The following is a 24350-nucleotide window of genomic DNA, read 5'->3' as shown; positions in this document are numbered from 1 at the left end:
CGGGGGATCGGCTCATGGCGTGGTGACTCGCGAGAAGGAGTACTGGTGGTGGCACGTCCTCGCGTCGGCGTCAGCTGAGCTTGAGGCTGCTGACGAAGAAGCGCTGGGCGGAGAAGAACAGAACGACGGTGGGCAGCGAGACGAGGAGGGCGCCGCCGAGGACGACCGGAGGGCCGACGTTGGAGTAGTTGCCCTGGAGTTCGGCGAGCGCGGCCATCACGGGGCGGATGTTGCGGCTGGTGGAGAGGGTGATGCCGAAGAGAAGGTCGTTCCAGACGGCCACGAACTGGAATACGAAGGCGGCGACCATCGCCGACTTCGACAGCGGTACGTGGATCTGCCAGAAGATCCGCCACCAGGACGCGCCGTCCAGCCGTGCCGCCTCGATCACCTCACCGGGAAGAGTCCGGGCGAAGTTGCGCATGATGAAGTACGCGAACGGGATCGCCACCGCGACGTACACCAGGAACAGCCCGAGCTGGGCGTCGTAGAGACCGGTGTTCGCATAGGCCAGGAAGAGGGGCCGCAGGAAGACCTGGAGCGGCAGCAGCGTGCCCGAGTAGATCAGCCAGAACCACAGGGTCTTGCGTTTCACCGGCATGATGACCGTCGCGAAGGCTGCGGTGGTGGCCACGAGGATCGCAGCGGCCGCGCTGGTCACCGCGTACAGCAGGCTGTTGCCCATGGCGGGCCCCAGCCTGGCCCGGGTCCACGCCTGGGACATGTTGTCGAAGAGCCCGAAGCCCCCGTGCGGCCACCAGTGCGGGCTGCCGCCGTACTGGGCGGCCGGCACGAGCGCGTTGACCACGAGCAGCCAGGTCGGCACGGCCCAGAGCAGGGAGACGACCACCAGGGTCGTGTTACGCAGGACGGTGCCCGCGGAGATACGGCGGATGGGCATGGTCAGGCGCCTTTCGGGGTCAGTTGGCGCCGCAGATAGAGCCAGGAGGCCAGCAGCACGATGACGGTGAGGACGACCGCGACGGCCGCGCCGGCGCCGGGACGCAGCGCGAGGAACGTCTCCTGGTACATCGAGACCGCGAGCGTCTCGGAGTTGCGGCCGGGACCGCCCTGGGTGAGGACCCAGATCAGGTCGAACGACTTCAGACCGTTGACGAGGCTGCTGCCGACGACGATCACGGAGACCGTCCTCAGCTGGGGCAGGATGACGTACCAGAATTTGCTCCAGCCGGTGGCGCCGTCCAGGGACGCCGCTTCCAGGGTCTCCGGCGGGATGGTCTGCAGGCCGACCAGAAAGAGGATCACGGCCACACCGGTCGACTGCCAGGTGTTGGCGACGATCATCACCAGGGTGTTGCCCGGCCATTCGAGCAGCCAGCCCTGGGCGAAGGAGCCCAGACCGAGCGCCTTGAGCGCCTGGTTGGCGGCGCCGTCGCTGGTGAGGATGAAGTTCCACACGACCGCGACGGCGGAGCCGGAGATCGCGTAGGGAAGGACCACCAGCAGCCGCGCCACCCGTGACCACCGGGCGCCGTCGGTCATGATCGCGATCCCCAGGCCGAGGGCCAGTGGAAGGGCGACCGTGCCGACCACCCACATCAGGGTGTTCTCGATCGACTTGGCGAGCACCGGGTCGGTGAAGAACAGCCCGTAGTTGGTGAACCAGGTGAAGCCCGAGACGCGGCCGTCACTGAAGAACCCCCGGTAGAGGGTCGCCGCGAACGGGGCCAGGAGCAGTGCGGAGACGAGCAGCACGGCGGGTGCCAGGAACCCTGCCCCCACGAGCGTGTCCCTGAGTCTGCGGTGAGGCCTGCGAGTCGGCGCGGCGGGTGGCGGGCCGGGGGCGGGAGGGCCCGGCGCCGGGGGCCGCCTGTCGAGTGCCGATGTCATGACTCGTCCTTGTTCCAGGCGGCCCACTCCTTGGACGCCCGGCTCGCCATGCTGCGCAGCAAGGCCTCCGGGGACATGGCCTGCGTCATGAAGGCTCCCAGGTCGTCGGTGTTTCCCTGAATGAGGTTGGGCGGCCCGGACTGTCCGTACCGGGGAAGCTCGGTCCAGTGCTCGCGCCGGGCCTGTTCTTTGAGGCGGGCGAGTACCGGGTTGCTGATGACCGCCTTCGGATTGGCCGAGCCGTCCTGGAGGAAGTCGGTCCATACTCGCTGGACCGACGGGTCCAGCCAGTGCGCGGCGTTGGCCATGGCGGCGTCGTGCGACACGGCCTTCTCCGGTACGGCGAGGACACCGGCCTCGGTGATGACGGACCTCTTGGTGGAGGCGTCCACGGGAGGCAGGACGAAGGCGTCGAAGCCTTCGCCGGGCTTCATTCCGGCGGCGGCCAGACCCTGGGACTGCCACGAGCCGTGCAGGAACATGCCGACCTTGCCGGTCTTGAGCGCGGCCGGGCCGTTGTTCTGGTCGAAGTCGGCCGGCGTCATCCAGCCCTTCTTCATGAAGTCCTGCCAGATCTGCAGGGCCTTCTTCGCCTGCGGATCGGTGTAGTTGGCCCGGCCCGCGATCAGATCGGCGTAGAACTGCGGGTCGACCTTGCTCAGGAGTTCCTCGAACCACTCGTACGCGGGCCAGTTGCCGTTCTGCGTGGCGACGAACGGCGTGATGCCCGACTTCTTGAGGACTTCGGCGTTGTGCAGCAACTCCTCCCAGGTGTCCGGGGCCCGGAGTCCGTGCTTGTCGAAGACCGCGGTGTTGTAGAACAGCACGTAGTACGACTCGTACAGCGGGATCCCGTACACGGCACCGCGGTAGGACATCGCGTCACGGAGGGTCTTCGTCACCCAGCCATTCCGCTCGTACGCGTCCCACATCTGTGTCAGGTCGCTGAGACTGCCCGTGCGGGCGAGCTGTTTCAGGTTGTAGCCCGACTGCCACTTGATCAGGTCCGTCGCCTTGGTCGTCTGCAGGGAGATCTGGGTGACCTGTGTGTAGGCGGTGGGGTTCGGGTTGGACAGGGGGCGAAGTGCGTAGCCGGTGAGCTTCTTCAGCTCGCGGCCTGCTGTGACGTATCCCTGGTCCCAGGTGGCGTTGTCGTTGGCCAGGGACGTGGTGCCCGGCATGGAGGCCGTGCTGTCGCCCCGTGCGCAGCCGCTTGCCAGTACGGCCGCGGCGCCGGCTCCGACACCGGCCAGCACGGTTCGGCGTCGGAGCAGGTGAGCCGGCTGTGTCGCCTCGCCGGTTGATCTCATGGGTTCCTTCCCTTCCCTCCGGGCCCCGGCAGGGAGTCCCTGGTGCCGGGGTGCGGTGTGGGAGATCGCTCCGGAGCGCACCACTCGTGTCCGTGCTCCGGGTTGCCTGGATGTTAACGACACCATGAGACCGAAACAAGGGGAGCTCTTGAAATTCACATCGAAGTGCTTCCTGTCAGCGGAAAGCCAGCAAGACTCGAACGCTCATCTTGTCCACCTCGAATGTTATCGATACCATTCAGCCGGTTGCCGGACTACGTCTTTCAGGAGCACCTGTGCACCAGCCCCGCCCTTATGAACGCGACCCGCGATACTCCCCCAACGGTGGCACCGTCGTCACCGGCTGGGCTGCAGCGGTCGCGAACGTGCCCACCGCCCCCACCGTGCTCGCACTCGACGGGCCCGCCGCCCTGGACTGGTCGGCGGCCGCCGACGGCCTCGCCGCTGCCCTGCGGTCCCGGGGCACCGAGGTCGCCGTGCTCGACATTCGCCGGCTCTGGTCCGCGACGGCCGTCGAGCGGCTCTGCGTGCCCGGCCCGGACGCCGACCCGTTCTTCCTGCCGCTCGCCGGGTTCTCCATGAGCGATCTGTTCGAGACGCCCCCCGCCCAGGAGCGTCCGCACGACGGCGTGCTGCTCGTCTTCGGGCCTGGCGCGGCCCTCTGCGGACCCGACCTGCTGTGGTGGGCCGATCTGCCCAAGCGGTATGCCGAACAGGCCATCACCCGGGGAGAGTTGCCCCTCGCCGCCAATCTTGGGCGCCCGGACGTGCCCGGGGAGCTGCGAAGCCTCTTCTACACCGACTGGCCGGTCTGCGACCGTCACCGCGACGCCCTGGCCCACCGGATCGACCGCTGGATCGACCTGCAGAACGAGCAGGACCCCGCGTCGCTGGACGGCGCCGCGGTTCGGGCCACCCTCGCCGAGCTCGCCACCGGGCCCGTGCGCACCAGGCCCTACTTCAACTCCACGCCGTGGGGCGGCCAGTGGGGCGTGCGCGAGCTCGGTTTCGTACCGCAGAACGGCAATACCGCTCTCGGCTACGAACTCATCGCCCCCGAAGCCGGCGTCCTGGTCGGGCAGGACGAGGCCGCTCAGGTCGAGCTCCCCTTCCAGCTCCTCTGCGAGCTCCACCCCCGGGAATTCCTCGGCCCCGAGGTCCACCGCCGCTTCGGCACGTCCTTCCCCATCCGCTTCGATTACCTCGACACCGTCGGCGGCGGCAATCTCTCTCTGCATCTCCACCCGCAGGAGCCGTACATGCGGGAGACGTTCGGCTGGCCCTACACCCAGCACGAGACGTACTACGTGACCGCCGGCGAACCCGGTGCGCAGGTCTACCTCGGGCTGCGGGACAGTACCGATGTGGAGGTCATGCGCAAGGAGGTCGAAGCGGCGGCCACGGACGGTGTTCCGCTGCGCGTGGAGAACCATGTGCAGAAGCACCCGGCGGAACCCGGCCAGCTCTTCATGATCCCGGCCGGGACCCCGCACGCGTCAGGTGAGGGCAATCTCGTGCTTGAGATCAGCGCCACCCCGTACCTCTACTCCCTGCGCTTCTACGACTGGTTGCGCAAGGGGATCTCCGGCGCTCCCAGGCCCCTCTCCCACGAGCACGCGTTCGCCAATCTCGACACCGCGCGGCGCGGGGACGACGTGGCCAAGGACCTGGTGCAGCAGCCGCGCACCCTGCGGGAGGGGCGAGGCTGGCGCGAGGAGGTCATTGGCGCGCTGCCGGAGATGTTCTACGCCGTGCACCGTTTCGTGATCGAGGGACCGGCGGCGGCCGAGGACGACACCGCGGGACGCTTCCACATCCTCAACGTATCGGCCGGTGATGGCGTCGTGGTGGAGACCGCGGACGGGCGCCGCCACGACCTGGCGTTCGCGGAGACCCTCACGGTGCCCGCCGCCGTCGGCGCCTACCGGCTCCAGGCGGTGGGCGATCGCCCGGTGCACGTCGTGAAGTCGCTGGTGACGCAGGCATGAGCCACATTCCGGTCCTGGAGGTCGGGGGTACGCATGTGACGGCGGCCGTCATCGACACCGACGCCGGGCTGCCCGTCCCTCGCTCGGTCGTACGGCATCCGGTCGCCGCCGATGCCGCGGCCGGGGAACTGCTTGACGCGATCGCCGGCGCCGCGGACCGTGCCGATGTGTGCGAAGGGGCCCACTGGGGTGTGGCCATACCTGGCCCCTTCGACTACGCCGCCGGAGTCGGCCACTTCCGGGGCATCGGCAAGTTCGAGTCACTGCACGGTGTGGACGTGCGCGCCGAACTCCTGAGACGGCTCCCGGGGCGCCCGCGCGGCATCAGTTTCATCAACGATGCCGACGCCTTCGCTGTGGGCGAGTACCGGGCCGGCGCGGCGGCCGGCCACGAAAGGGCCGTGTGTATCACGCTCGGCACCGGGGTCGGCTCCTCGTTCCTGGACGGCGGACAGCCGGTCGGCGGGGGCCCCGACGTCCCGCCGGAGGGGAGGGCACACCGGCTCACCGTCGGCGGGCTCCCCCTGGAGGAGGTCGTCTCCCGCAGGGCGATCCGCAGTTACTACACGGACCTCGCAGGAGGGGCGCACGAGGGCCGTGCACCGGACGTGCACGACATCGCCGTACTGGCTCGCGACAGCGATCCGTACGCGCAGCGGACTATCCGTCACTGCTTCGGCGCCCTGGGCCGGGCCCTGGCGCCGTGGTGCGAGCGGTTCGGAGCAAGTCTGGTGGTCGTCGGCGGGTCGATGACCGGCTCCTGGGACCTCGTCGGACCTGCCATCCGAGCAGGTCTCCAGGCGGCCACACCCGGGACGGCGCCACCGCTCGCCACCGCCCTGCGTCCCGCTGACGCCCCGCTGATCGGCGCCGCCCACTGGGCCCCGCACGGGTCAAGCGGTGCCACGTACGCAGGGACCTAGAATGACGGCGTCCTTGATCCCCCGGCCGTACGACGACTCCGCAGGAGGCAAGCCCATGGCGCAGCACCGAGCGAGCGACGCCGGTGCGCCGACGATGCGCGATGTCGCCGCCCGCGCGGGAGTGAGCGCCATGACCGTCTCCCGGGTGCTCAAGGACGACGCCCGGGTCAGCGGCACCACCCGGGAACGTGTCCTGGCCGCTGTCGAGGCACTGGGCTACCGGCGCAACGAGACGGCACGCAGCCTTCGTCTGGGTGGCAGCGGGATGATCGGACTGGTCGTCACCAACCTCGCCAACCCGTTCTACTCCCGCCTGGCGCTCGGTGTGCAGGAGGTGGCGTCCGAGCACGGGCTGCGAGTTCTTCTCAGCAACACAGCCGAACAGGCCGACCGCGAAAGGGGACTCGTGGAGGACCTGGCGTCCCGTCAGGTCGACGGCGTGATCGTCGTACCCGCGGGCAGCAGTCACCGCCACCTGGCGCCCGCAGCCCTGCGGGGCATGCCCATCGTCCTGGCCTCCCGCCCCCCGGCCGGTATGGATGCCGACTGTGTCCTGGTCGACGACTTCGGAGGAGCCGAACAGGCCACCGGGCAGCTCATCACCGACGGCCACCGCCGGATCGGATTCCTCGGCAACCCGCCCGCGCTCTACACCGGCGCCGAGCGGTTCCGTGGATACTGGGCCGCCCACGAAGCGGCCGGGATAGAACCGGACGAGAACCATGTGCGGCGCGGACTGACCGACATGGCCACCGCCGAAAGCGCCGCACGTTCCCTCCTGCAGGCACCTGACGCCCCGACCGCACTCTTCTGCACCAACAACCGCCTCACCCAGGGGGCCATCCGCGCGGTGCGCGCCCTCGGTACCTCGGTGGCCCTGGCCGGCTTTGACGACTTCGACCTGGCGGACGTCCTCGGGCTGCCCCTGACGATCGTGTCGTACGACGCCGACGAGATCGGCCGCCGGGCCGGCCAGATGCTCATCGACCGGATCAACCACTCGTCCGCGGAGCCGATCCCCGCGCGCAGAACTGTCGTCCCCACCCACGTCATCCGCTACGGGACGCACTGACCCGAGCCTCGTGCCGCTCTCTTCCGCGGCACCGGCTTGCCCTCTTCCGCCCCCGGCATTCCTCACGGAGCATCCATGCACCACGACCGCACCGTCACCGAACGCCGACTCGACCGTGTGCTCAACCAGCGGTTGCGGCCCGCCGTTCACGACCGCAGTGCCCCTCTCGACGTAGCGATATGGAACGTCACCGGCGAACCCGTACCCGTGTCCGAAGGGCTCCATGCTCAGTACGAGCCGGTCCGCACCGGCGCGCTGTGGGGCCCTGCCTGGTCCACCAGCTGGTTCCGGATCAGCGGCACCGTCCCCGCCGAATGGGCGGGGCAGCGTGTCGAGGCCGTCCTCGACCTCGGCTTCGGCACAACCCAGCCCGGCTTCTCCGCGGAGGGTCTCGTCCACCGCGCGGACGGCACCCCGGTGAAGGCGCTGAACCCCCGTAACACCTGGCTCGCGATCGCCGAACGAGCCGTCGGCGGAGAGGAGTTCACGTACTTCATCGAGGCCGCGGCCAATCCGGTGATCTTCGACTCCGGCGGCGAAGGCGACCCCTTCGTCCCCACCAGGTCCGGAGGGCTCGCCCCCTGGCTGCGCGGCGGCGAGGCGCCCGGCGAGCCGCTGTACCGGCTGAACCGGATGGACCTCGCCGTCTTCGACGCCCCCGTCTGGGAACTCGTACAGGACCTGGACGTCATCTCGGGCCTGATGCACCAGCTGGCCGAGGACTCCACCAGGCGCTGGCAATTGGTGCACGCGGTGGACCGGGCCCTGGACGCCGTCGATCTCCAGGACATCAGTGGTACGGCCGCCGCGGCGCGTGAGGTCCTCGCCCCCGCGCTCGCTTCGCCCGCGCATGCCGGGGCCCACCGCATCTCCGCCGTCGGCCACGCGCACATCGACACCGCCTGGCTGTGGCCCGTACGGGAAACCGTGCGCAAGGCCGCACGCACCGTTTCCAATGTCACCGCGCTGATGGACGACCATCCGGGTTTCCGTTTCGTGATGTCACAGGCACAGCAACTCGCCTGGCTGAAGGAGCAGCGGCCCGAGGTGTTCGACCGCGTGCGGGAGAAGGTGAAGAGCGGCCAGTTCCTGCCGACCGGCAGCCTGTGGATCGAACCCGACACCAATCTCTCCGGCGGGGAGTCCCTGGTCCGGCAGTTCGTCCACGGGAAGCGTTTCTACCTCGATGAGTTCGGGGTCGAGACCGAGGACATGTGGCTGCCGGACACCTTCGGCTACAACGCGGCCCTGCCCCAGCTGATGAAGCTCGCCGGCATCAAGTGGTTCCTCACCCAGAAGATCTCCTGGAACACCACCAACGCCTTCCCGCACCACACCTTCTGGTGGGAGGGCATCGACGGCACCCGGATCTTCAGCCACTTCCCGCCCGTCGACTCCTACAACGGCGACCTCTCCGGCGCCGACATCGCTCACACCGAACGGAACTTCCGCGACAAGGGAGCCGCCAACCGGTCTCTCGTGCCCTTCGGTTACGGGGACGGTGGCGGCGGCCCCACCCGCGAGATGCTGGCCCGGGCGCAGCGTCTGGAGAATCTGGAGGGCTCGGCCCGCCTGGAGATGGAGGGCCCCTCCGAGTTCTTCACCAAGGCCGAGGCGGAGTACGCCGACGCGCCCGTCTGGGTCGGCGAGCTCTACCTGGAGCTGCACCGCGGCACGCTGACCAGCCAGCTCGCCACCAAGCAGGGCAACCGGCGAAGTGAACACCTGCTGCGCGAAGCCGAGTTGTGGTCGGCGACGGCAACACAGCGCACCGGAGAGCCCTACCCGTACGAACTGCTGGACCGGGTGTGGAAGACGGTGCTGCTCCATCAGTTCCACGACATCCTGCCCGGCTCATCCATCGCCTGGGTGCACCGCGAGGCCGAGGAGACGTACGCGGAGGTCGCCAGGGAACTCGGCGTGGTCATCGACACGGCTCAGCGCGCCCTCGCGGACGGTCAGGAAGAAGGTGCGGGCGAGATCGTCTTCAACGCCGCACCACATGCCCGTGACGGCGTCCCTGCACTCGGCGGGGCACCTCGCCGGTGTCCGGCCCGCCCCGTCGCCCCACAGGCCGGGCCGGACGGTGGTCTCGTCCTGGACAACGGGCTCGTACGGATCGCCGTCGACGCCCGCGGTCTGGTCACCTCCGCCCGCGATCTGACGGCCGGACGTGAGGCGCTCGCTCCGGGTACGGTCGGCAATCTGCTCCAGCTCCACCAGGACTTCCCCAACCAGTGGGACGCCTGGGACATCGACGAGTTCTACCGCAACACCGTCCGCGATCTGACCGAGGCGGACGAGGTCGCCGCGACAGCAGACGGCATCCGGGTCGTACGGAGCGTCAATGCCTCCCGCATCACCCAGGTGTTCACCCTCATCGAGGGCAGCCGCCGTCTCGACGTCGACACCGTCATCGACTGGCGCGAGTGCGAGAAGATCCTGAAGGTGGCCTTCCCGCTCGACATCCGGGCGGCGGAGTCCAGCGCCGAGATCCCCTTCGGCCATGTCCGGCGGCCCACGCACACCAACACCAGCTGGGACAGCGCACGGTTCGAGATCTGCGCCCACCGCTATCTGCACCTCGCGGAACCTGGTTGGGGCGCGGCCTTGGTCAACGATTCCAGTTACGGCCACGACGTCACACGGGACGTGCGCCCCGACGGCGGAACCACCACCACGGCGCGGATCTCGCTGCTGCGCGCCCCGCTCTTCCCCGACCCGGACTCCGACCGGGGCGAGCACCGCCTGCGGTACGCACTCGTACTCGGCGCGGATCTCCAGGACGCGGTCCGTGAGGGTTACCACTTCAATCTGCCCGAGCGTGCCGTGCCCGGCCGGTCGGCCGTCGACCCGCTCCTGCGGGTCGACGGTGGGAGTGTCGTCATCGAGGCGGTCAAGCTCGCCGACGACCGCTCGGGGGATGTGGTCGTCCGTCTCTACGAGTCGGCGGGCGGGCGGGCGCGAACCACGCTCTCGGCAGGCTTCCCCCTCGCCGCGGCGCGGATCACGGACCTGCTGGAGCGTCCTCTCGGCGACGAACCCACCCTGGCCTGTGCAGACACCGAGGTGGCCCTGTCACTGCGGCCCTTCCAGATCCTGACGATCCGTCTGACCCCGGCGGACTGAAGTATCGAAGGAGCACTGGGCGACACCGCCGGACACGCAGTCGGGCGCGCTCACGGGCGGCGGCTACCGCCGGCGCGAGGCGCAGCTGCTGATCCCCAGGGTCCGGCAGAAACGCATGACCGTCGTCACCGAGGTGTCGGCCCGCTCACCGAGCACGCCGATGGACAGCTCCGAGGCCTGCGCGGGATCAGCCGGGGACAGCCTCGGACACGCGCCGTTCCGAAGGCGCCAGGGACGGCAGCGTCGCGCGGATACGCGCCAGGGTGTCGGCCGATGAGGTGTCCTCTCCCGATCGGGCCGATGTGCACTGTGGTTCCTGGCGGGCCATGGACCGTTCCTCCTGAGCGGCGGGATGGCAGGTCAGCCGCCCCTCGATGGTGCGTCAAAGATTTACGTACCGAAATTCCTCAAGTTATTCATTGACACACGGAGCCCTGTCTTCCGACACTCGCTGCACCGGGATCCGCTGGGCGGCGCTCGCCTGCCGGCGCCGGACCTCGACGCCCCCGCGAACCCCCATCCGTCCGCGCACTGCGTAACGACAGCCTCCCCACCGACCCCAGCCTGCCGGTGACATAGCAGGCCCCCACCTAGGAGTGAGTGTGCGCCAACTCGACCTCGTGGTGATCGTCATCTACCTGGTGGCGATCTCCGTGATCGGACTGCGCCTGGCAGGTCGGCAGAGAACGGCGAAGGACTACTTCGTCGGCGACAGCCATATGCCGTGGTGGACCGTTTCGTTCTCCGTGGTGGCCACCGAGACCAGCGTGCTCACCGTCATCAGCGTGCCCGGCGGCGCGTACAGCGGGCAGGGCTTCGGCAACGTCGAACTGGCCCTCGGCTACGTGATCGGCCGGGTTGTCGTGGCCACGGTGCTCATCCCCCTGTACAAACGGGGCGGCTTCGTCAGCGCCTACCAGTACCTGGGAAGCCGCTTCGGACTGAAACTGCAGGGCCTCGCCTCGGTGACCTTCGTCTTCACCCGGCTCCTCGCCGAGGGCGTCCGGCTCTTCGCCTCCGCGATCCCGATCAAACTACTGCTCGACGAGCTCGGCATGCACACGGGCTTCCGCACCATCATCATCGTGCTCACGGTGATCACCGTCGTCTACACCTACCTCGGCGGCATCAAGGCGGTCATCTGGACCGACACCATCCAGATGGGCCTGTACCTGGGCGGCGCCATCCTCGCCATCGCCGTGCTGTCCGCACACGTCGGGGGCGACGGCCTCTCACGCGCCCTGCACACGGGCCACTTCAAGCTCATTGACACCAACTTCGACCTGGCACACATCCTCACGAGCCCGTTCGCCCTGCCGACCGCGATCATCGGCGGCGCCATCTTCGCGATGGCCAGCCACGGCTCCGACCAACTGATCGTTCAGCGCATCCTGGCCACCCGCTCGCTGCGCGACGGCCAGAAAGCCATGATCGCCTCCGGTGTCTTCGTCACCGTCCAGTTCGCCGCCTTCTCCCTCGTCGGCGCTCTGCTGTGGTCCTACAACAAGGGCAAGAGCTTCCAGGAGCTCGGCCTGAGCAGCTCCGACAACCTCTACCCGAGCTTCATCCTGCACGGACTGCCCGTGGTGATCTCGGGTCTCCTCGTGGCCGGCATCATCGGCGCAGCCATGGGCTCGCTGTCCGCGGCGCTGAACTCCATGTCGAACTCGACGGTCGCCGACATCATCCACAGCTTCTTCCGCAGCGCTCCCTCCGAGGAGTTCCTGCTCAAGCTCGCCCGGGTGATGACACTGGTGTGGGCGGCGCTGATGGCGGTCTTCGCCTGCGCGTTCAGCACCAGCACGGGCAACGTCTACCTCACCGGTCTGACGATCGCCGGCTACACCTACGGCGCGCTGCTCGGTGCGTTCCTGCTCGGCCGGATTGTCCGGCGGGCAAACGAGACCGACTCCGTCGTGGCATTCCTGGTGACGATCGGCGTGATGACGTACCTCGTGCGCGGTGTGAAGATCGACGTCACCGTGGCCGGAGCCACCGTCCCGACAGCACTCGCCGCCCAATGGCTGGTGCCGGCGGGCGTGGTGGTCACGCTGGCCGTCGGCGCTGTCATGAGCCTGTTCCACCGCTCCCCCGAGACCGGCGCGGACGACGCTCCAGAGCCCCGTACCGACCGCGTCGAGGCCCCCGCGGCCAGGGAATGACGGAGCACCTACCTGCCCTTCGCGTCCAACAGCCCCTTGGGACAACCATGCCCCAACTGCAGCTCATCCCGCCCGAGTGGCAGACCGCAGACCAGGAGAAACCATGCGTGTGATCGGCTTGATGTCAGGCACCTCGTACGACGCCATCGAGGCTGCCGCCGCCGACCTCCGTCTGGACGGCGACACCCTGCTCCTACGTCCGCTGGGCCACCTCTCCGTCCCCTACCCGGACGACCTGCGGGACCTGATCGCCGCCACCCTGCCGCCGGCTGCCACGACCACGCAGACCATTTGCGCCCTGGACACCGGCATCGGCCGAGCCTTCGCCGACGCAGCCGGGCGTGCTCTGGGAGAGCTGTGCGACGGCGCCGCGGACCTCGTGGTCTCGCACGGCCAGACCATGCACCACTGGGTCGAGGACGGCGCCGTCCGCGGCACACTCCAACTCGGCCAGCCCGCCTGGATCGCCGAGGCCACCGGGCTCCCGGTCGTCTCCGACCTCCGCAGCAGGGACGTGGCCGCGGGCGGTCAGGGAGCCCCTCTGGTGGGCATGACCGACACATTGCTGCTGCGCGCCCTGCCCGGCACACCCGCAGCGCTGAACCTCGGCGGCATCGCCAACGTCACCGTCCTCGTACCCGGCGCCGAGCCGCTGGCCTTCGACACCGGGCCCGCCAACGCACTGCTGGACGCGGCCGTGCGACTCTTCACCGACGGCGCCGCCGCCTTTGACGAGGACGGATGCAGGGCAGCCGCCGGTCGGACCAGCCCCGAGCTGCTCCGCGTGCTCCTGGACGACCCCTACTACCGCAGGCCCGCCCCGAAGAGCACCGGCAAGGAACACTTCCACCTCCCCTACCTGCAGCGGGCCCTGGACGCGGTGCCCACACCCGCCGACGACGTGCTGGCAACCCTGACGAAGCTCACCGCCGTCACGGTGGCCGAGCCCTGCCGCGCCTACAACGTCACCGGCCTCGTCGTCTCCGGCGGCGGTACCCGCAACCCGGTACTGATGCGCATGATCGCCGAGGAACTGTCCGGCGTTCCGGTACGGCTCAGCGACGACCTGGGCCTGCCGTCCGACGCCAAGGAGGCCCTGGCCTTCGCCGTACTTGGCTTCCTCACAGCCAACGGTCTGCCCGGCACCCTCCCCTCGGGCACCGGCGCTCGCCGGGCGACGCTGCTGGGCAGCATCACCCCCGGCCGACAGCCGCTGCGACTGCCCGAACCAGCCGCACAAGCGCCTCACCTGCTGCGCATCACCCACACCACCCACTGACCGCCGCTCGACTCCATCGGGTCCGGGGTCATCTCATCCTGGAACCACAGGACACGACCCGGCCACGGCCTCGTTCGCCCCTGGGCGGTCTCCAACTGCTCCTGGGAGGAGCCGAGTAGCTTGTCGACCGCAGCGCCGGATCCGAAGACGTAGCGCCCGCCGCGGTTCCCATGCCCCGACCCCATCATTCACACGACATGCGAATCGGGTCCGAACGACTCGGCGCCCACGGACGGGTGACACCAGATCATTCAGAAATGGACATAACGCCTACCGAGCAGTCACGAAACCCGAAATCAAGAGCCCCCAAGCAGAGCCGCAGCTCGCCCTACCCCACCCACGGATGGGCTGCCTGAGGAAGAGAACCGCACGCGTTTGCGGGCAGGCGATAGATTGCCCGCCATGACTGAACTCAAATCCGTCACCTGGCCACCTGCCCCGATCAAGACCGAGCGGCTCGTGCTCCGCGAGTCCGAGGCCCGGGACCGTGCGTCGTTCATCGAACTGCTGGCATCGCCAGCGGTGCACACCTACCTCGGCGGCCCCCGGCGGTATGACGAGCTGGAGCGCGAACTGCCCGAAATACCCGAGCGGTGGCCCGGGAGTTTCGTCGTGGAACTCGACGGGGCGATGATCGGGCAGATCCTGCTCAGGAGAGCACCGGGGCACCATCGCCCGGCTGCCGCGGGAAAGGCCGATCTCGGCTACATGTTCCTACCGCGGGCGTGGGGATTCGGGTACGCCGCCGAGGCGTGCGCGGCGGCGCTCGACTGGTTCGACGGCGTCCTTCCCGGCGAGCCGGTGGTACTTGCCACCCAGACCGCCAACCTCGGCTCGATGCGCCTCGCGGCCAAGCTGGGATTCACCGAGGTGGAGCGGTTCCATGCCTGGGACGCCGAGCAGTGGTTCGGCCTGCGGCCCCCGGTCACGCCGCCCGCTTGAGCTCCGAAGATATGGTGCGCCGACCGCCAGCCTTCGCCTTCTTCGACGGCGTCCGGGTCCCGGAAGGCGCGCAGACCCTGTTCGGGGCCGCTGGCTTTGATGTTGAACAGGTAGCGGCCCGGGCACTCCAACTCCCGCCAGGGCAAGCGTTCGTCGGGCAACAGCGAAGGCCGACTTGATGCAGAGAAGATCAGCGAGGTACGTGCCGTTCATCCCGGCCGACTTCAGCTCGGCGAAGCCCTTGGAACCGATGTGCTCCACGAGCCGGCGCACCGGCCAACGGCGATCGGAAAACAGATGCATGCATCGCGAACCATGGCGGGGATCTGGACCGTGGTCACCGCGGCCAGTCAGGTTCGTGCGTCAGTAGGCCGCGACCAGGAGGGCCCGGTCGGCTCCGACGCCGTGATCACTCCGGCCACGGCGAGATCGTCTCATCTTGATCATGGTGCGAGGCCGCCGGCCTCTGACGGGACACATCTCGGTCGCCCGGACGGATTCGGCATGAGAGCCTCACGCCCGTGGCTACTGAAACCGAGGTGGGAGAGCTGCTGCACCAGCGCGGCTGGAGGACGCCGTTCACGGTCGCTGAAAGGGTGAACGCATGGGCCGCCCTGGTGAGCGCCATCGAGCACGGCTACGGCGACGACATCTACGAGTACACCAACGACCTCTACTGCCGAAACTGGCTTCACGAGGCGTGGCTCCTGCTGGACGAACACGTCGTCCAGCTCTGGACCCCGCGGATCAAAGCCTTGGACGCGCGGTACAAGGCCTCGACCATCGACGACGACGGCCAGGCACTCGAACACTTCCACAGGCTGCCCGGCCCCGACCTGTGGTGGTGGCGGCGCCACCCCCGCATCCTCACCGGAGACCTCGGGCGTTCGCTTCGCTCGGCCGGTGCCATCGGCGCCGACCCGGACACGGCACGACCCTCAGCCTCGTGGGATTACGGGACAGCGCTTAGGCCCCGTTGAGCTGCCGGCGCACCCAATGGCTGGCCAGGGGAAGCGCAGTCGGCGGCTGTCGCGGCCGGGGCGCCGTACCGTCACCGGCATTGCGGTCCCTGGGTGACAGAGGCCGGAGTGCGGCCCCGCCTCGTTCTGCTGGGACCGCACCAGATCTCCGTGCATCACACCCCCCTGTACCGATCGGCCGCGACACGAGTGTCTTCATCTCCCGCGTCCGGCAGTTCGATCAGGAGCTGCTCGGCTTGACTTCATCGGGAGCATCTCATCCCGGAGTCACAGAACTCGGCCCGGTTTGAGGAGCAGGGGGTGTTCCGGGCGGCCTCGGTACGGGTGTGCTCAGCTGTCCTGTACGAGGGCCGGTTTGGTCGACCACCAGCCGCCCGTGTCTGCCTCACGATGTCCTGTGGCGGTGAGTTGGAGGCCGTTCGTTTCCGGTGCCCACATCAGGGCCGTGATGCCGCCGATGAGCGAGACCGCTGCCATGAAGATCATGGACCAGCTCAGGCCGAGGTGATCCAGGGAGACCGGGAGCAGGAATGTGCCGATCGCCGCGCCGATGCGGCTGGCGGCGGAGGCCAGGCCGACTCCGGAGGTGCGGATCGAGGTGGGGAAGACCTCGTCGGGGTAGATGCCGGGGAGGATGCTCATGATCCCGTACGAAAACAGGTACCCGAAGAAGCACACGGTGGCCAGCCACACCGGGAGCACATGGCCCAGGCTCACCAGGAACAAGGCGAGTGCGCAGCCGAACATCGGCCAGACAAGGATCGTGCGGCGGCCGACGCGGTCGACGAGCCACCAGCCGGTGGCCGCGCCTGTCAGGGCGACGATGGTCCCGATCAGCGCGCCGACCAGGGCGTTGCCGCCCAGGCCGATGGCGCGCAGGACGGTCGGCTGGAAGAACGTAAGTGCGAAGTAGGGCAGCACGATGCAGATCCAGAAGGTGCATACGAACACGGTGCGGCGCAGGTATGCGGCTGAGAACAACTCGCGGTAGCGCGTCTGTTCGGTCTCTTCGGAGTTGAAGTCCTCGCTGTCCAGGGTGGTTCCGAGGTCGCGCTCGATGACGGCCACGGCCTCGTCCCTTCGGCCTTTGGAAATCAGCCAGCGTGGTGATTCGGGCAGGCCGTGGCGGATCAGGAGGCAGAAGACTGCGGGGACGGCGCTGGCGGCCAGGGTGATGTGCCAGGCTCCCGGCCATGTGGTGTTGATGATGTAGCCGAGGAGGTAGGCGACCACGTAGCCGACGTTCCAGAGGATTTCGAGGATCCCCAGGTAGTGGCCACGTTTCTCACTGGGTGCGAATTCGGCGAGGAGCGGAGAACCGATCGAGTAGTCAGCCCCTACGGCGAGACCCATGACGAGTCCGAGCGCGAAAACCATCCAGGGGGAAGTGACGAACAGCATCAGCAGGGCAGATGCCAGGAAGACCGAGAGGTCGATTGTGAACATCGGGCGCCGGCCCAGCCGGTCGGTGACGTAGCCGAGCAGCAGACCGCCGAAGAACGTGCCGATCAGTGTCGAGGAGGAGATCAGTGAGTTCCATGTCGAGGTGACGCCGATGTCGCGAGCCATCGCGCTGCCGGCGAGGGCGGACGCCACTGAGGCGAAGACGAAGCCGTCGACGAACATTCCGCCGCCTGTGGCGACGGTCAGGCGCCGTAGGAAGCGGCGGGTGTGATGACTGGGTCCGGCGGTTGTCGGCGGTATCGCGGCGGCTGTGCTCATGGGCGGGGCCTTTCGTGCTCTTCGGTTGTTCCGGTGGTCACGGGCGGATCGGTCGGCTGCGGCAGTCGTTGCACCACAGGTGACCGGGTGTCACGACACGATGGCGGCACACGGTGTGCTTGCCGGGGCCCGCGGCTTTGCGGGCTTGCCCTGGTACGGCTGTGAGTCCACCGCGCGAACACGTCGGTATGCATCACGGTGCAGCTCGCTCCAAGCTGGTCCACCGCCCGTCGTGCAACCGGGTCGTTCCCGACCGTGCGGGCGAATGCGTGGACGTGCACCTGCCCACTGCCCTGCTCTTTCATGCCGCCTGTGCGTCCGGTCTCGCTGTGCCCGTGTGACCGCTGTGCCCGCTGGGACAGCTCCGGAGCGGCCGACGACGATGGCCACAACGGCTCCTTCCTCTTCATGGAAACTTCCCGCGCTCAAGGCGGTCTTCACCGGCCTCGCGGCTCTCGCTGCTTTCCGTGGCATCCAGTCCGTACCCGCAGCCACGGACGCGACAACAGAGGGTCGAGCTGCGGACACCAGGCCGGCGAAGACATCCTCGCCAAGTGCAACAACCTCGGCCCGACCGGTCCCCTCTCAGGTTTCCCGCTCACCTACGGGCCGACCAATCCGGACAGTGGGGACAAGCGGCAGCAGTTGGACGGTGGATCCATCTGCTGGAATGCCTCGACGGGTGCACTCCCCGTATGGGGGTCATCGGCAACAACGGACAATGCCACGATCCTGGTCCACTTCCTGCGCCACCAGTTCAACTGGGACCAGCCACGCCCTGAACCTGTGAAGCCCGTGCCTGCCCCATGTGCGGGCAGGTTCGTCCGTACCGCCCGCACGCCATGGCACTCCCGGTGCCACTTCGAAATCCGTTCAACCTGGTCGAACACAGTCGGGTGCGCCTGCGTTCGACCAGTACCACTGAAGAACCTTCTTCGAAGGTATGAGTAGCATCCACACCACACCCGTTCAGACACAACGAAGAAGAGGTATTCATGACGAAGGCAAACGCAGCGACCGGTGTGAAGGCCGAGTACGCGCAGAAAGTCGCCGATGACCTCGCGGCCAATCAAAGTGAGCAGGACCGGGTTCGTGACGAACTGGCCCGGTTGCAGGACGAGTTGGTGCAGCTGGAGGAAAGCGGGCGGGTCCTCGTAGAGATGCAGGGCGTTCTCGGTATCTCCTCCAAGCCGACCGGCAAGTCCGTCAGGAAGACGGCCAAGGTACCCGCGGCTCGCATCCCCAAGAGTGAAGCGGCAGCCAAGAAGACCCCGAAGACGGGGCGCTCGTCGAAGAGCGCGGCAGAGCCGTCGACCCGCGGGAAGACCCGCACCACAAAGGCTGCTACCGCGCAGCGTGCGGGCGGGCCGTCCTGGATCGAGCTGATCGGCGCCTACCTCGCCGGCCAGAGCGAGCCGAAGTCGTCCACCGAAATCGCCGCCGGTGTGGCCGAGGCCCACCCTCAGCGCGGTGTGCAGGTGACCGTCGTGCGCAACACACTGGAGCAGGGCGTCGCACGTGGCGTCATCGAGCGCTCCAAGCAGGGGCGCTCCGTCTACTACCAGACCGCACCCGCCGGCGCTGAGGCCACGGACGACAGCAAGGCAACCGCGGTCTGACAGTTATGTCGCGATGCCGGTGAGGGTCGTTGGCGTCGGGTCGCTGGAGGATCTGTCCGGACTCCCCGGAGCCGAACAGAACGGCCATTGCCCGGGTCATGTTGTTGCTGACACCACAGGCTCACGCCCACGGGCTGGGCGAAGGTGAGGCCGTCGTGGACGCCGGGTTGATGGGCAGAGACGTGGCGCTGGACCTTCGCGAGCTGGACGGCCGCCCCCGCGCCTGGCGCGCAGGGTCGGCCTGTCCGGTCCGTTCAGTAGCGGTAGTGGTCCGGCTTGTACGGGCCCTCGACCTCGACACCGATGTAGGCGGCCTGCTCCGGGCGGAGCGTAGTGAGCTTGACGCCGAGGGCGTCGAGGTGGAGGCGGGCGACCTTCTCGTCCAGGTGCTTGGGCAGCACATACACGTCGGTCGGGTACTCGGCGGGCTTGGTGAACAGCTCGATCTGGGCCAGCGTCTGGTCCGCGAAGCGAGTTGGACATCACGAACGAGGGGTGACCCGTCGCATTGCCCAGGTTCAGCAGACGCCCCTCCGACAGCACGATCAGCACCTTGCCGTCGCCGAACGTCCAGGTGTGGACCTGCGGCTTGACCTCGTCCCGCACGACGCCGGGGATCCTGGCCAGGCCGGCCATGTCGATCTCGTTGTCGAAGTGGCCGATGTTCCCCACGATCGCCTGGTGCTTCATCCTGGCCATGTCGGCGGCCATGATGATGTCCTTGTTGCCCGTCGTGGTCACGAAAATGTCCGCGATCGACACGACGTCGTCCAGGGTCGAGACCTGGAAGCCGTCCATCGCCGCCTGCAAGGCACAGATCGGGTCGATCTCGGTGATGATCACCCGGGCACCCTGGCCGCGCAGCGACTCCGCGCAGCCCTTGCCCACGTCGCCGTAACCGCAGACCACCGCGACCTTTCCACCGATCAGGACATCGGTGGCACGGTTGATACCGTCGATCAGCGAGTGTCGGCAGCCGTACTTGTTGTCGAACTTCGACTTGGTGACGGCATCATTGACGTTGATCGCCGGGAACAGCAGCGTGCCGTCGCGGTGCATCTCGTACAACCGGTGCACACCGGTCGTGGTCTCCTCCGTCACCCCCCGGATCTCGGACGCGATCTTCGTCCAGTCGAGCGTACTGCGCTCCAACAGTGCTCGTACGACGGCGAGTTCGTCGTTCGCGGCCTCGGGGAGTTCACCTGTTTTCTGGTACTCGACGCCCTTGTGGACCAGGAGGGTGGCATCCCCGCCGTCGTCGAGGATCATGTTCGGGCCGCCGGTAGGTGTGTCCGGCCAGGTCAGTGCCTGCTCCGTGCACCACCAGTACTCCTCCAGGCTCTCGCCCTTCCACGCGAACACCGGAATCTCCGCGGCAGCAATCGCCGCCGCCGCGTGATCCTGGGTGGAGAAGATGTTGCAGGAGACCCACCGCACCTGCGCGCCCAGAGCCACCAGCGTCTCGATCAGCACAGCCGTCTGCACCGTCATATGCAGGGACCCGGTGATCCGCGCACCCGCCAGCGGCCGGGCCTGCGCATACTCCGCACGGATCGACATCAGACCCGGCATCTCATGCTCGGCCAGCGTGATCTCCTTACGGCCGAACGCGGCCAGCGACAGATCAGCAACCTTGAAATCGGTGAACTCAGCGGACATGAAAGCTCCTTGAAGACAGAACATTGCGATGAATGTCGACGGCCGCCGTCGAACGGTTGAGCGTGATGTAGTGCAAACCCGGCGCACCCTCGACAAGCAACCGGTCCGCCATAGCCGTGGCATGGTCAACCCCGATCCGGTACGCATCGCCGGGCCGCCCGCGGGCAGCTTCGAGGCGGTGCGCCAGATCTTCGGGGAACGCGGCGCCGGAGAGTTCCACGAAGCGGCGGATCTGGCGTACATCGGTGGCCGGCATGATCTCCGGGATGACCGGTGTCGAGCAACCGGCCGCGGCGACACGATCGCGGAACCTCAGATAGGTCTCCACGTCGAAGAACATCTGGGTGATGGCGTAGTCCGCCCCGGCCCGGCACTTGGCCACGAAGTGACCGATGTCGCTGTCCCAGTCGGGCGAACGCGGATGCCGCTCCGGGAACGCCGCGACGCCGATGGTGAAATCCCCCAGGGACCGCACCAGTTCGACCAGTTGATACGCGTGCGTGAAGCCGTCCGGGTGCGGCACCCACCACCCTGTCGGGTCGCCGGGCGGATCGCCGCGCAGCACAAGTACGTCGCGCACTCCGGCGTCGGCGTACCTGCCGATGATGCGCCGCAGTTCGGCCACCGAGTGCCCGACCGCGGTCAGGTGCGCGACCGGGCGCAGCGTCGTCTCGGCCGCGATCCGCTTGGTCACGGCGACGGTACGGTCCCGGGAGGAGCCACCCGCCCCATACGTGACGGAGACGAAGTCCGGGCCGAGCACCTCGACACGCCGGATTGCCTCCCAGAGGGTCGTCTCGCCGGCAGCTGTCTTCGGCGGGAAGAACTCGAACGAGAACGTCGGTGCTGTCGTCCGCCTCACTGTTCGCCCCTGGCTGCCCGGCCCTCGTTGACGTAGGAGGCTTCGGGGTGGTGGTGGACGACGACGACGGCCGGTGCCTGGCGCAGGGCGTCTGTCCGTCGGCGCCGGGCCACGCTCATGACACGCGCGCCAGCTGCGCCTCAAGGGCACGGGCGGCGTCGCTGCCGTACGTCTGGTCGATGCGGGTGATCAGATCCGACGGGGACAGCTTGTACTCCTGGGTGCCGACCGATTCCAGCACGGTGGTGGCCAGGGCGCAGCCGAGCCGGGCCGCCTGTTCCTGCGGCCAGTTCCATGCGGTGCCGGCGAGGAAGCCGGACCGGAAGGCGTCTCCCGCCCCTGTGGGGTCGGCGATCTCGTCGGTGAGTACGGCCGGTATCCGCAGAGTGGGCGTATCCGAGCCGGCCAGTGACACCCCGGCCTCGCCCCGTGTGGTGATCCAGGTACCGACCCGGCCCAGGAGGTGTTCCTCGGTCCATCCGGTGCGTTCGAGCAGCAGGGCGGCCTCGTACTCATTGGTGAACAGCCACCGCGCCCCGTCGACGAGTTGTCGGGCCTGATTACGGTCGAGACGGGCGAGCTGCTGGGAGGGGTCGGCGGCAACGGGGATGGTCAGACGGTGGGCGGTGGCGGTGTGGCGCAGCATGGCGGCGGGGTCGTCGGCGCCGACCAGGACGAGTGCGGGCGCCCCGGTGCGTTCCGCGATCGCGGCCAGATCGATCCGGGAGGCCTCGGCCATGGCACCGGCGTAGAAGGTGGCGATCTGGTTCTGGTCCTCATCAGTGGTGCACACGAAGCGGGCGGTGTGCAGGTGGTCGCTCACCTGGACTGCGGTGGTGTCGACGCCGTTCGCCCGTAGCCAGGCATCGTATTCAGCGAAGTCGATGCCCGCGGCGCCGACCAGGATGGGGTCGAGACCGAACAAGCCGAGACCGAAGGCGATATTGGCGGCGACGCCACCTCTGCGTACCTCCAGCCGATCGGCGAGGAACGACAGGGATACCCGCTCCAGTTGCTCTTTGATCAGCTGCTCGGCGAAGCGTCCGGGGAACACCATCAGATGGTCGGTAGCTATCGATCCGGTCACGGCGATACGCACGGAAAAGCACTCCTTGGACCTGATGAGGGCGGGGTTGGGCGGGCGGAACGGCTCGGGTGGCGGCGCCACGCAGGGAAGCGGTGCGCGGTGCGGTGCGCGGCCATGGGAAAGGCCGCGCCCCGGCGGCGGGAGTGCCCGGGCAAGCCCTGGCACTCCTGCCGCCGGGGCTCGCTCCGGGCGCTCTGCTGTCAGCCCGCTGCCGCTGCCTTGCGCAGAGCGTCGGCGCGGTCGGTGCGCTCCCAGGTGAAGTCCGCCAGTTCGCGTCCGAAATGGCCGTAGGCGGCGGTCTCGGCGTAGATCGGGCGCAGCAGGTCCAGGTCACGGATGATCGCGGCCGGACGCAGGTCGAAGACCTCACTGACGGCATTCTCGATCTTCCCGACAGCGACCGTGTGGGTGCCGAAGGTCTCGACGAACAGGCCGACCGGTTCGGCCTTGCCGATGGCGTACGCGACCTGCACCTCGCAGCGCTCCGCCAGACCGGCCGCGACGACGTTCTTGGCCACCCAGCGCATCGCGTACGCCGCCGAACGGTCCACCTTCGACGGGTCCTTGCCGGAGAACGCGCCACCGCCGTGCCGGGCCATCCCCCCGTACGTATCGATGATGATCTTGCGACCGGTCAGACCCGCGTCACCCATCGGGCCACCGATCTCGAAACGGCCGGTCGGGTTCACCAGCAGCCGGTAGTCCTCGGTGTCCAACTTGATTCCGTCGTCGGCGAGTTGTGCCAGGACGTGTTCGACGACGTGCACCCGGATGTCGGGGGTGAGCAGGCTGTCCAGGTCGATGTCACTCGCGTGCTGCGAGGAAACGACGACGGTGTCCAGGCGGACCGGCCGGCTGCCCAGGTACTCGATGGTGACCTGGGTCTTTCCGTCGGGGCGCAGGTAGGGGACGGTCCCGTCCTTCCGGACTTCGGTCAGACGGCGTGAGAGGCGGTGCGCCAGCTCGATCGGCAGCGGCATCAGGGTGGGGGTCTCGGTGGCCGCGTAGCCGAACATCAGGCCCTGGTCGCCTGCTCCCTGCTGGTTCAGCTCGTCGGTCTCCCCGCCGCCGGCGGCGCCCTTGAGCCTGGACTCGTACGCTGTGTCGACGCCCTGGGCGATGTCCGGGGACTGCGCGCCGATCGATACCGACACGCCGCAGGAGGCGCCGTCGAAGCCCTTGGCCGAGGAGTCGTAGCCGATGTCGAGGATCTTCTCCCTCACCAGAGTGGGGATGTCGACGTAGGCGGAGGTCGTCGCCTCGCCCGCGATGTGGACCTGACCGGTGGTGATCAGGGTTTCGATCGCGACGCGCGATGCGGGGTCGTGACGCAGGAGTGCGTCGAGGATGGTGTCACTGATCTGGTCGGCGATCTTGTCGGGATGTCCCTCGGTCACTGATTCCGAGGTGAACAGGCTGCGGGACATGACACTCCAGGACAGTGGTGGGCGGACACGGGCTGGTGGGTGCGGAGTTGGTACGGGGTTGCGCGGGTGCGGAGTTGCGGGGTGCGCCCTTCGTATATACGTCTCGTGGTGTTCTGGTCGCGGCGTCATCCGAGTACAGCGGCACGCGTGTCACCGGTCGGCGTGCGGGCCCCTGGTGGGCGGGGCTGGACTTTCGTTGTCCCGGTGCCACCAGGGGTTCGCGCGTTCCTGACGCCGGGCCGGTCCGGGGCGGCCGCGCGGGCGGTGTTATGTCGCGTACCGCATGCGTCGCGCGTTGCCGGAAGGGCCTCGGCAGCAGGCCGCCCCGAGCAGAATCA

General features: G+C 68.3%; 18 protein-coding genes and 1 pseudogene. 10 read left to right on the top strand and 9 right to left on the bottom strand.

The features are described from left to right. Positions 1–70: 70 nt before the first annotated feature. The 3 genes from OG385_RS35890 to OG385_RS35880 all read right to left on the bottom strand — a co-directional run bounded on the left by OG385_RS35890 (position 71) and on the right by OG385_RS35880 (position 3161). Positions 71–901, bottom strand: coding sequence for a carbohydrate ABC transporter permease (locus OG385_RS35890; protein ID WP_266862225.1), 831 nt, complete (start codon positions 899–901; stop codon positions 71–73). Positions 902–903: 2 nt separating this feature from the next. Further along, positions 904–1743: a carbohydrate ABC transporter permease gene (locus tag OG385_RS35885; protein WP_266862223.1), complete on the bottom strand. Its 840-nt coding sequence runs from the start codon at positions 1741–1743 to the stop codon at positions 904–906. A 104-nt stretch (positions 1744–1847) separates the two neighbouring features. After that, a complete protein-coding gene (locus tag OG385_RS35880; RefSeq protein WP_266862221.1) occupies positions 1848–3161 on the bottom strand; it encodes an ABC transporter substrate-binding protein in 1314 nt (437 codons plus the stop codon). Positions 3162–3436: 275 nt separating this feature from the next. Between OG385_RS35880 and OG385_RS35875 the strand changes: the two genes are divergently transcribed. From OG385_RS35875 to OG385_RS35840, 8 genes are all read left to right on the top strand, one after another. Beyond that, positions 3437–5149, top strand: coding sequence for a class I mannose-6-phosphate isomerase (locus OG385_RS35875; RefSeq protein WP_266862219.1), 1713 nt, complete (start codon positions 3437–3439; stop codon positions 5147–5149). Beyond that, positions 5146–6072 carry an ROK family protein gene (locus OG385_RS35870; RefSeq protein WP_266862218.1) on the top strand — a complete coding sequence of 309 codons (927 nt, stop codon included), beginning with the start codon at positions 5146–5148 and terminating at the stop codon, positions 6070–6072. The genes OG385_RS35875 and OG385_RS35870 overlap by 4 nt, the downstream gene beginning before the upstream one ends. 55 nt (positions 6073–6127) lie before the next feature. Further along, positions 6128–7144 (top strand): LacI family DNA-binding transcriptional regulator, encoded by a 1017-nt coding sequence (locus tag OG385_RS35865; RefSeq protein ID WP_266862216.1) that lies wholly within the window; start codon positions 6128–6130, stop codon positions 7142–7144. A gap of 75 nt (positions 7145–7219) precedes the next feature. Further along, positions 7220–10273, top strand: a complete 3054-nt coding sequence (locus OG385_RS35860) for a glycoside hydrolase family 38 C-terminal domain-containing protein (protein ID WP_266862214.1) — start codon at positions 7220–7222, stop codon at positions 10271–10273. Between the two features lie 602 nt (positions 10274–10875). After that, positions 10876–12435 (top strand): sodium:solute symporter, encoded by a 1560-nt coding sequence (locus OG385_RS35855; protein ID WP_266862212.1) that lies wholly within the window; start codon positions 10876–10878, stop codon positions 12433–12435. A 103-nt stretch (positions 12436–12538) separates the two neighbouring features. Next, complete coding sequence (locus OG385_RS35850; protein ID WP_266862210.1) at positions 12539–13714, top strand: anhydro-N-acetylmuramic acid kinase; 1176 nt, start codon at positions 12539–12541, stop codon at positions 13712–13714. 402 nt (positions 13715–14116) lie between these two features. Further along, positions 14117–14656 (top strand): GNAT family N-acetyltransferase, encoded by a 540-nt coding sequence (locus OG385_RS35845; protein WP_266862208.1) that lies wholly within the window; start codon positions 14117–14119, stop codon positions 14654–14656. Positions 14657–15177: 521 nt separating this feature from the next. Then, positions 15178–15636 carry a hypothetical protein gene (locus tag OG385_RS35840; protein ID WP_266862206.1) on the top strand — a complete coding sequence of 153 codons (459 nt, stop codon included), beginning with the start codon at positions 15178–15180 and terminating at the stop codon, positions 15634–15636. Between the two features lie 330 nt (positions 15637–15966). On the opposite strand, the gene OG385_RS35835 is transcribed toward OG385_RS35840, so the two are convergent. After that, entirely contained in the window at positions 15967–17358 is a 1392-nt protein-coding gene (locus tag OG385_RS35835; protein ID WP_266862205.1) for an MFS transporter, read from the bottom strand. 303 nt (positions 17359–17661) lie between these two features. Between OG385_RS35835 and OG385_RS37490 the strand changes: the two genes are divergently transcribed. Further along, complete coding sequence (locus tag OG385_RS37490) at positions 17662–18309, top strand: hypothetical protein (protein ID WP_353963183.1); 648 nt, start codon at positions 17662–17664, stop codon at positions 18307–18309. 44 nt (positions 18310–18353) lie between these two features. After that, positions 18354–18977, top strand: coding sequence for a hypothetical protein (locus OG385_RS35830; protein ID WP_266862204.1), 624 nt, complete (start codon positions 18354–18356; stop codon positions 18975–18977). A 254-nt stretch (positions 18978–19231) separates the two neighbouring features. On the opposite strand, the pseudogene ahcY reads toward OG385_RS35830, so the two are convergent. From ahcY to metK, 5 genes and pseudogenes are all read right to left on the bottom strand, one after another. Further along, a pseudogene (gene ahcY / locus OG385_RS35825) lies at positions 19232–20636 on the bottom strand (adenosylhomocysteinase). Continuing rightward, positions 20626–21498 (bottom strand): methylenetetrahydrofolate reductase [NAD(P)H], encoded by an 873-nt coding sequence (gene metF, locus OG385_RS35820; protein WP_266862202.1) that lies wholly within the window; start codon positions 21496–21498, stop codon positions 20626–20628. Before metF ends, ahcY begins: the two are co-directional and overlap by 11 nt. After that, positions 21495–21617, bottom strand: a complete 123-nt coding sequence (locus OG385_RS35815) for a hypothetical protein (protein ID WP_266861401.1) — start codon at positions 21615–21617, stop codon at positions 21495–21497. Before OG385_RS35815 ends, metF begins: the two co-directional genes overlap by 4 nt. After that, a complete protein-coding gene (locus tag OG385_RS35810; RefSeq protein WP_266861403.1) occupies positions 21614–22597 on the bottom strand; it encodes a carbohydrate kinase family protein in 984 nt (327 codons plus the stop codon). Before OG385_RS35810 ends, OG385_RS35815 begins: the two co-directional genes overlap by 4 nt. Before the next feature lie 188 nt (positions 22598–22785). After that, positions 22786–24012 (bottom strand): methionine adenosyltransferase, encoded by a 1227-nt coding sequence (gene metK / locus OG385_RS35805; RefSeq protein ID WP_266861405.1) that lies wholly within the window; start codon positions 24010–24012, stop codon positions 22786–22788. Positions 24013–24350: the final 338 nt, after the last annotated feature.

Source organism: Streptomyces sp. NBC_01306 (assembly GCF_026340465.1).
Classification (GTDB): Bacteria; Actinomycetota; Actinomycetes; order Streptomycetales; family Streptomycetaceae; genus Streptomyces.
The sequence above is the reverse complement of the archived record's forward strand: the minus strand, read 5'-3'. Positions and strand labels throughout refer to the sequence as shown.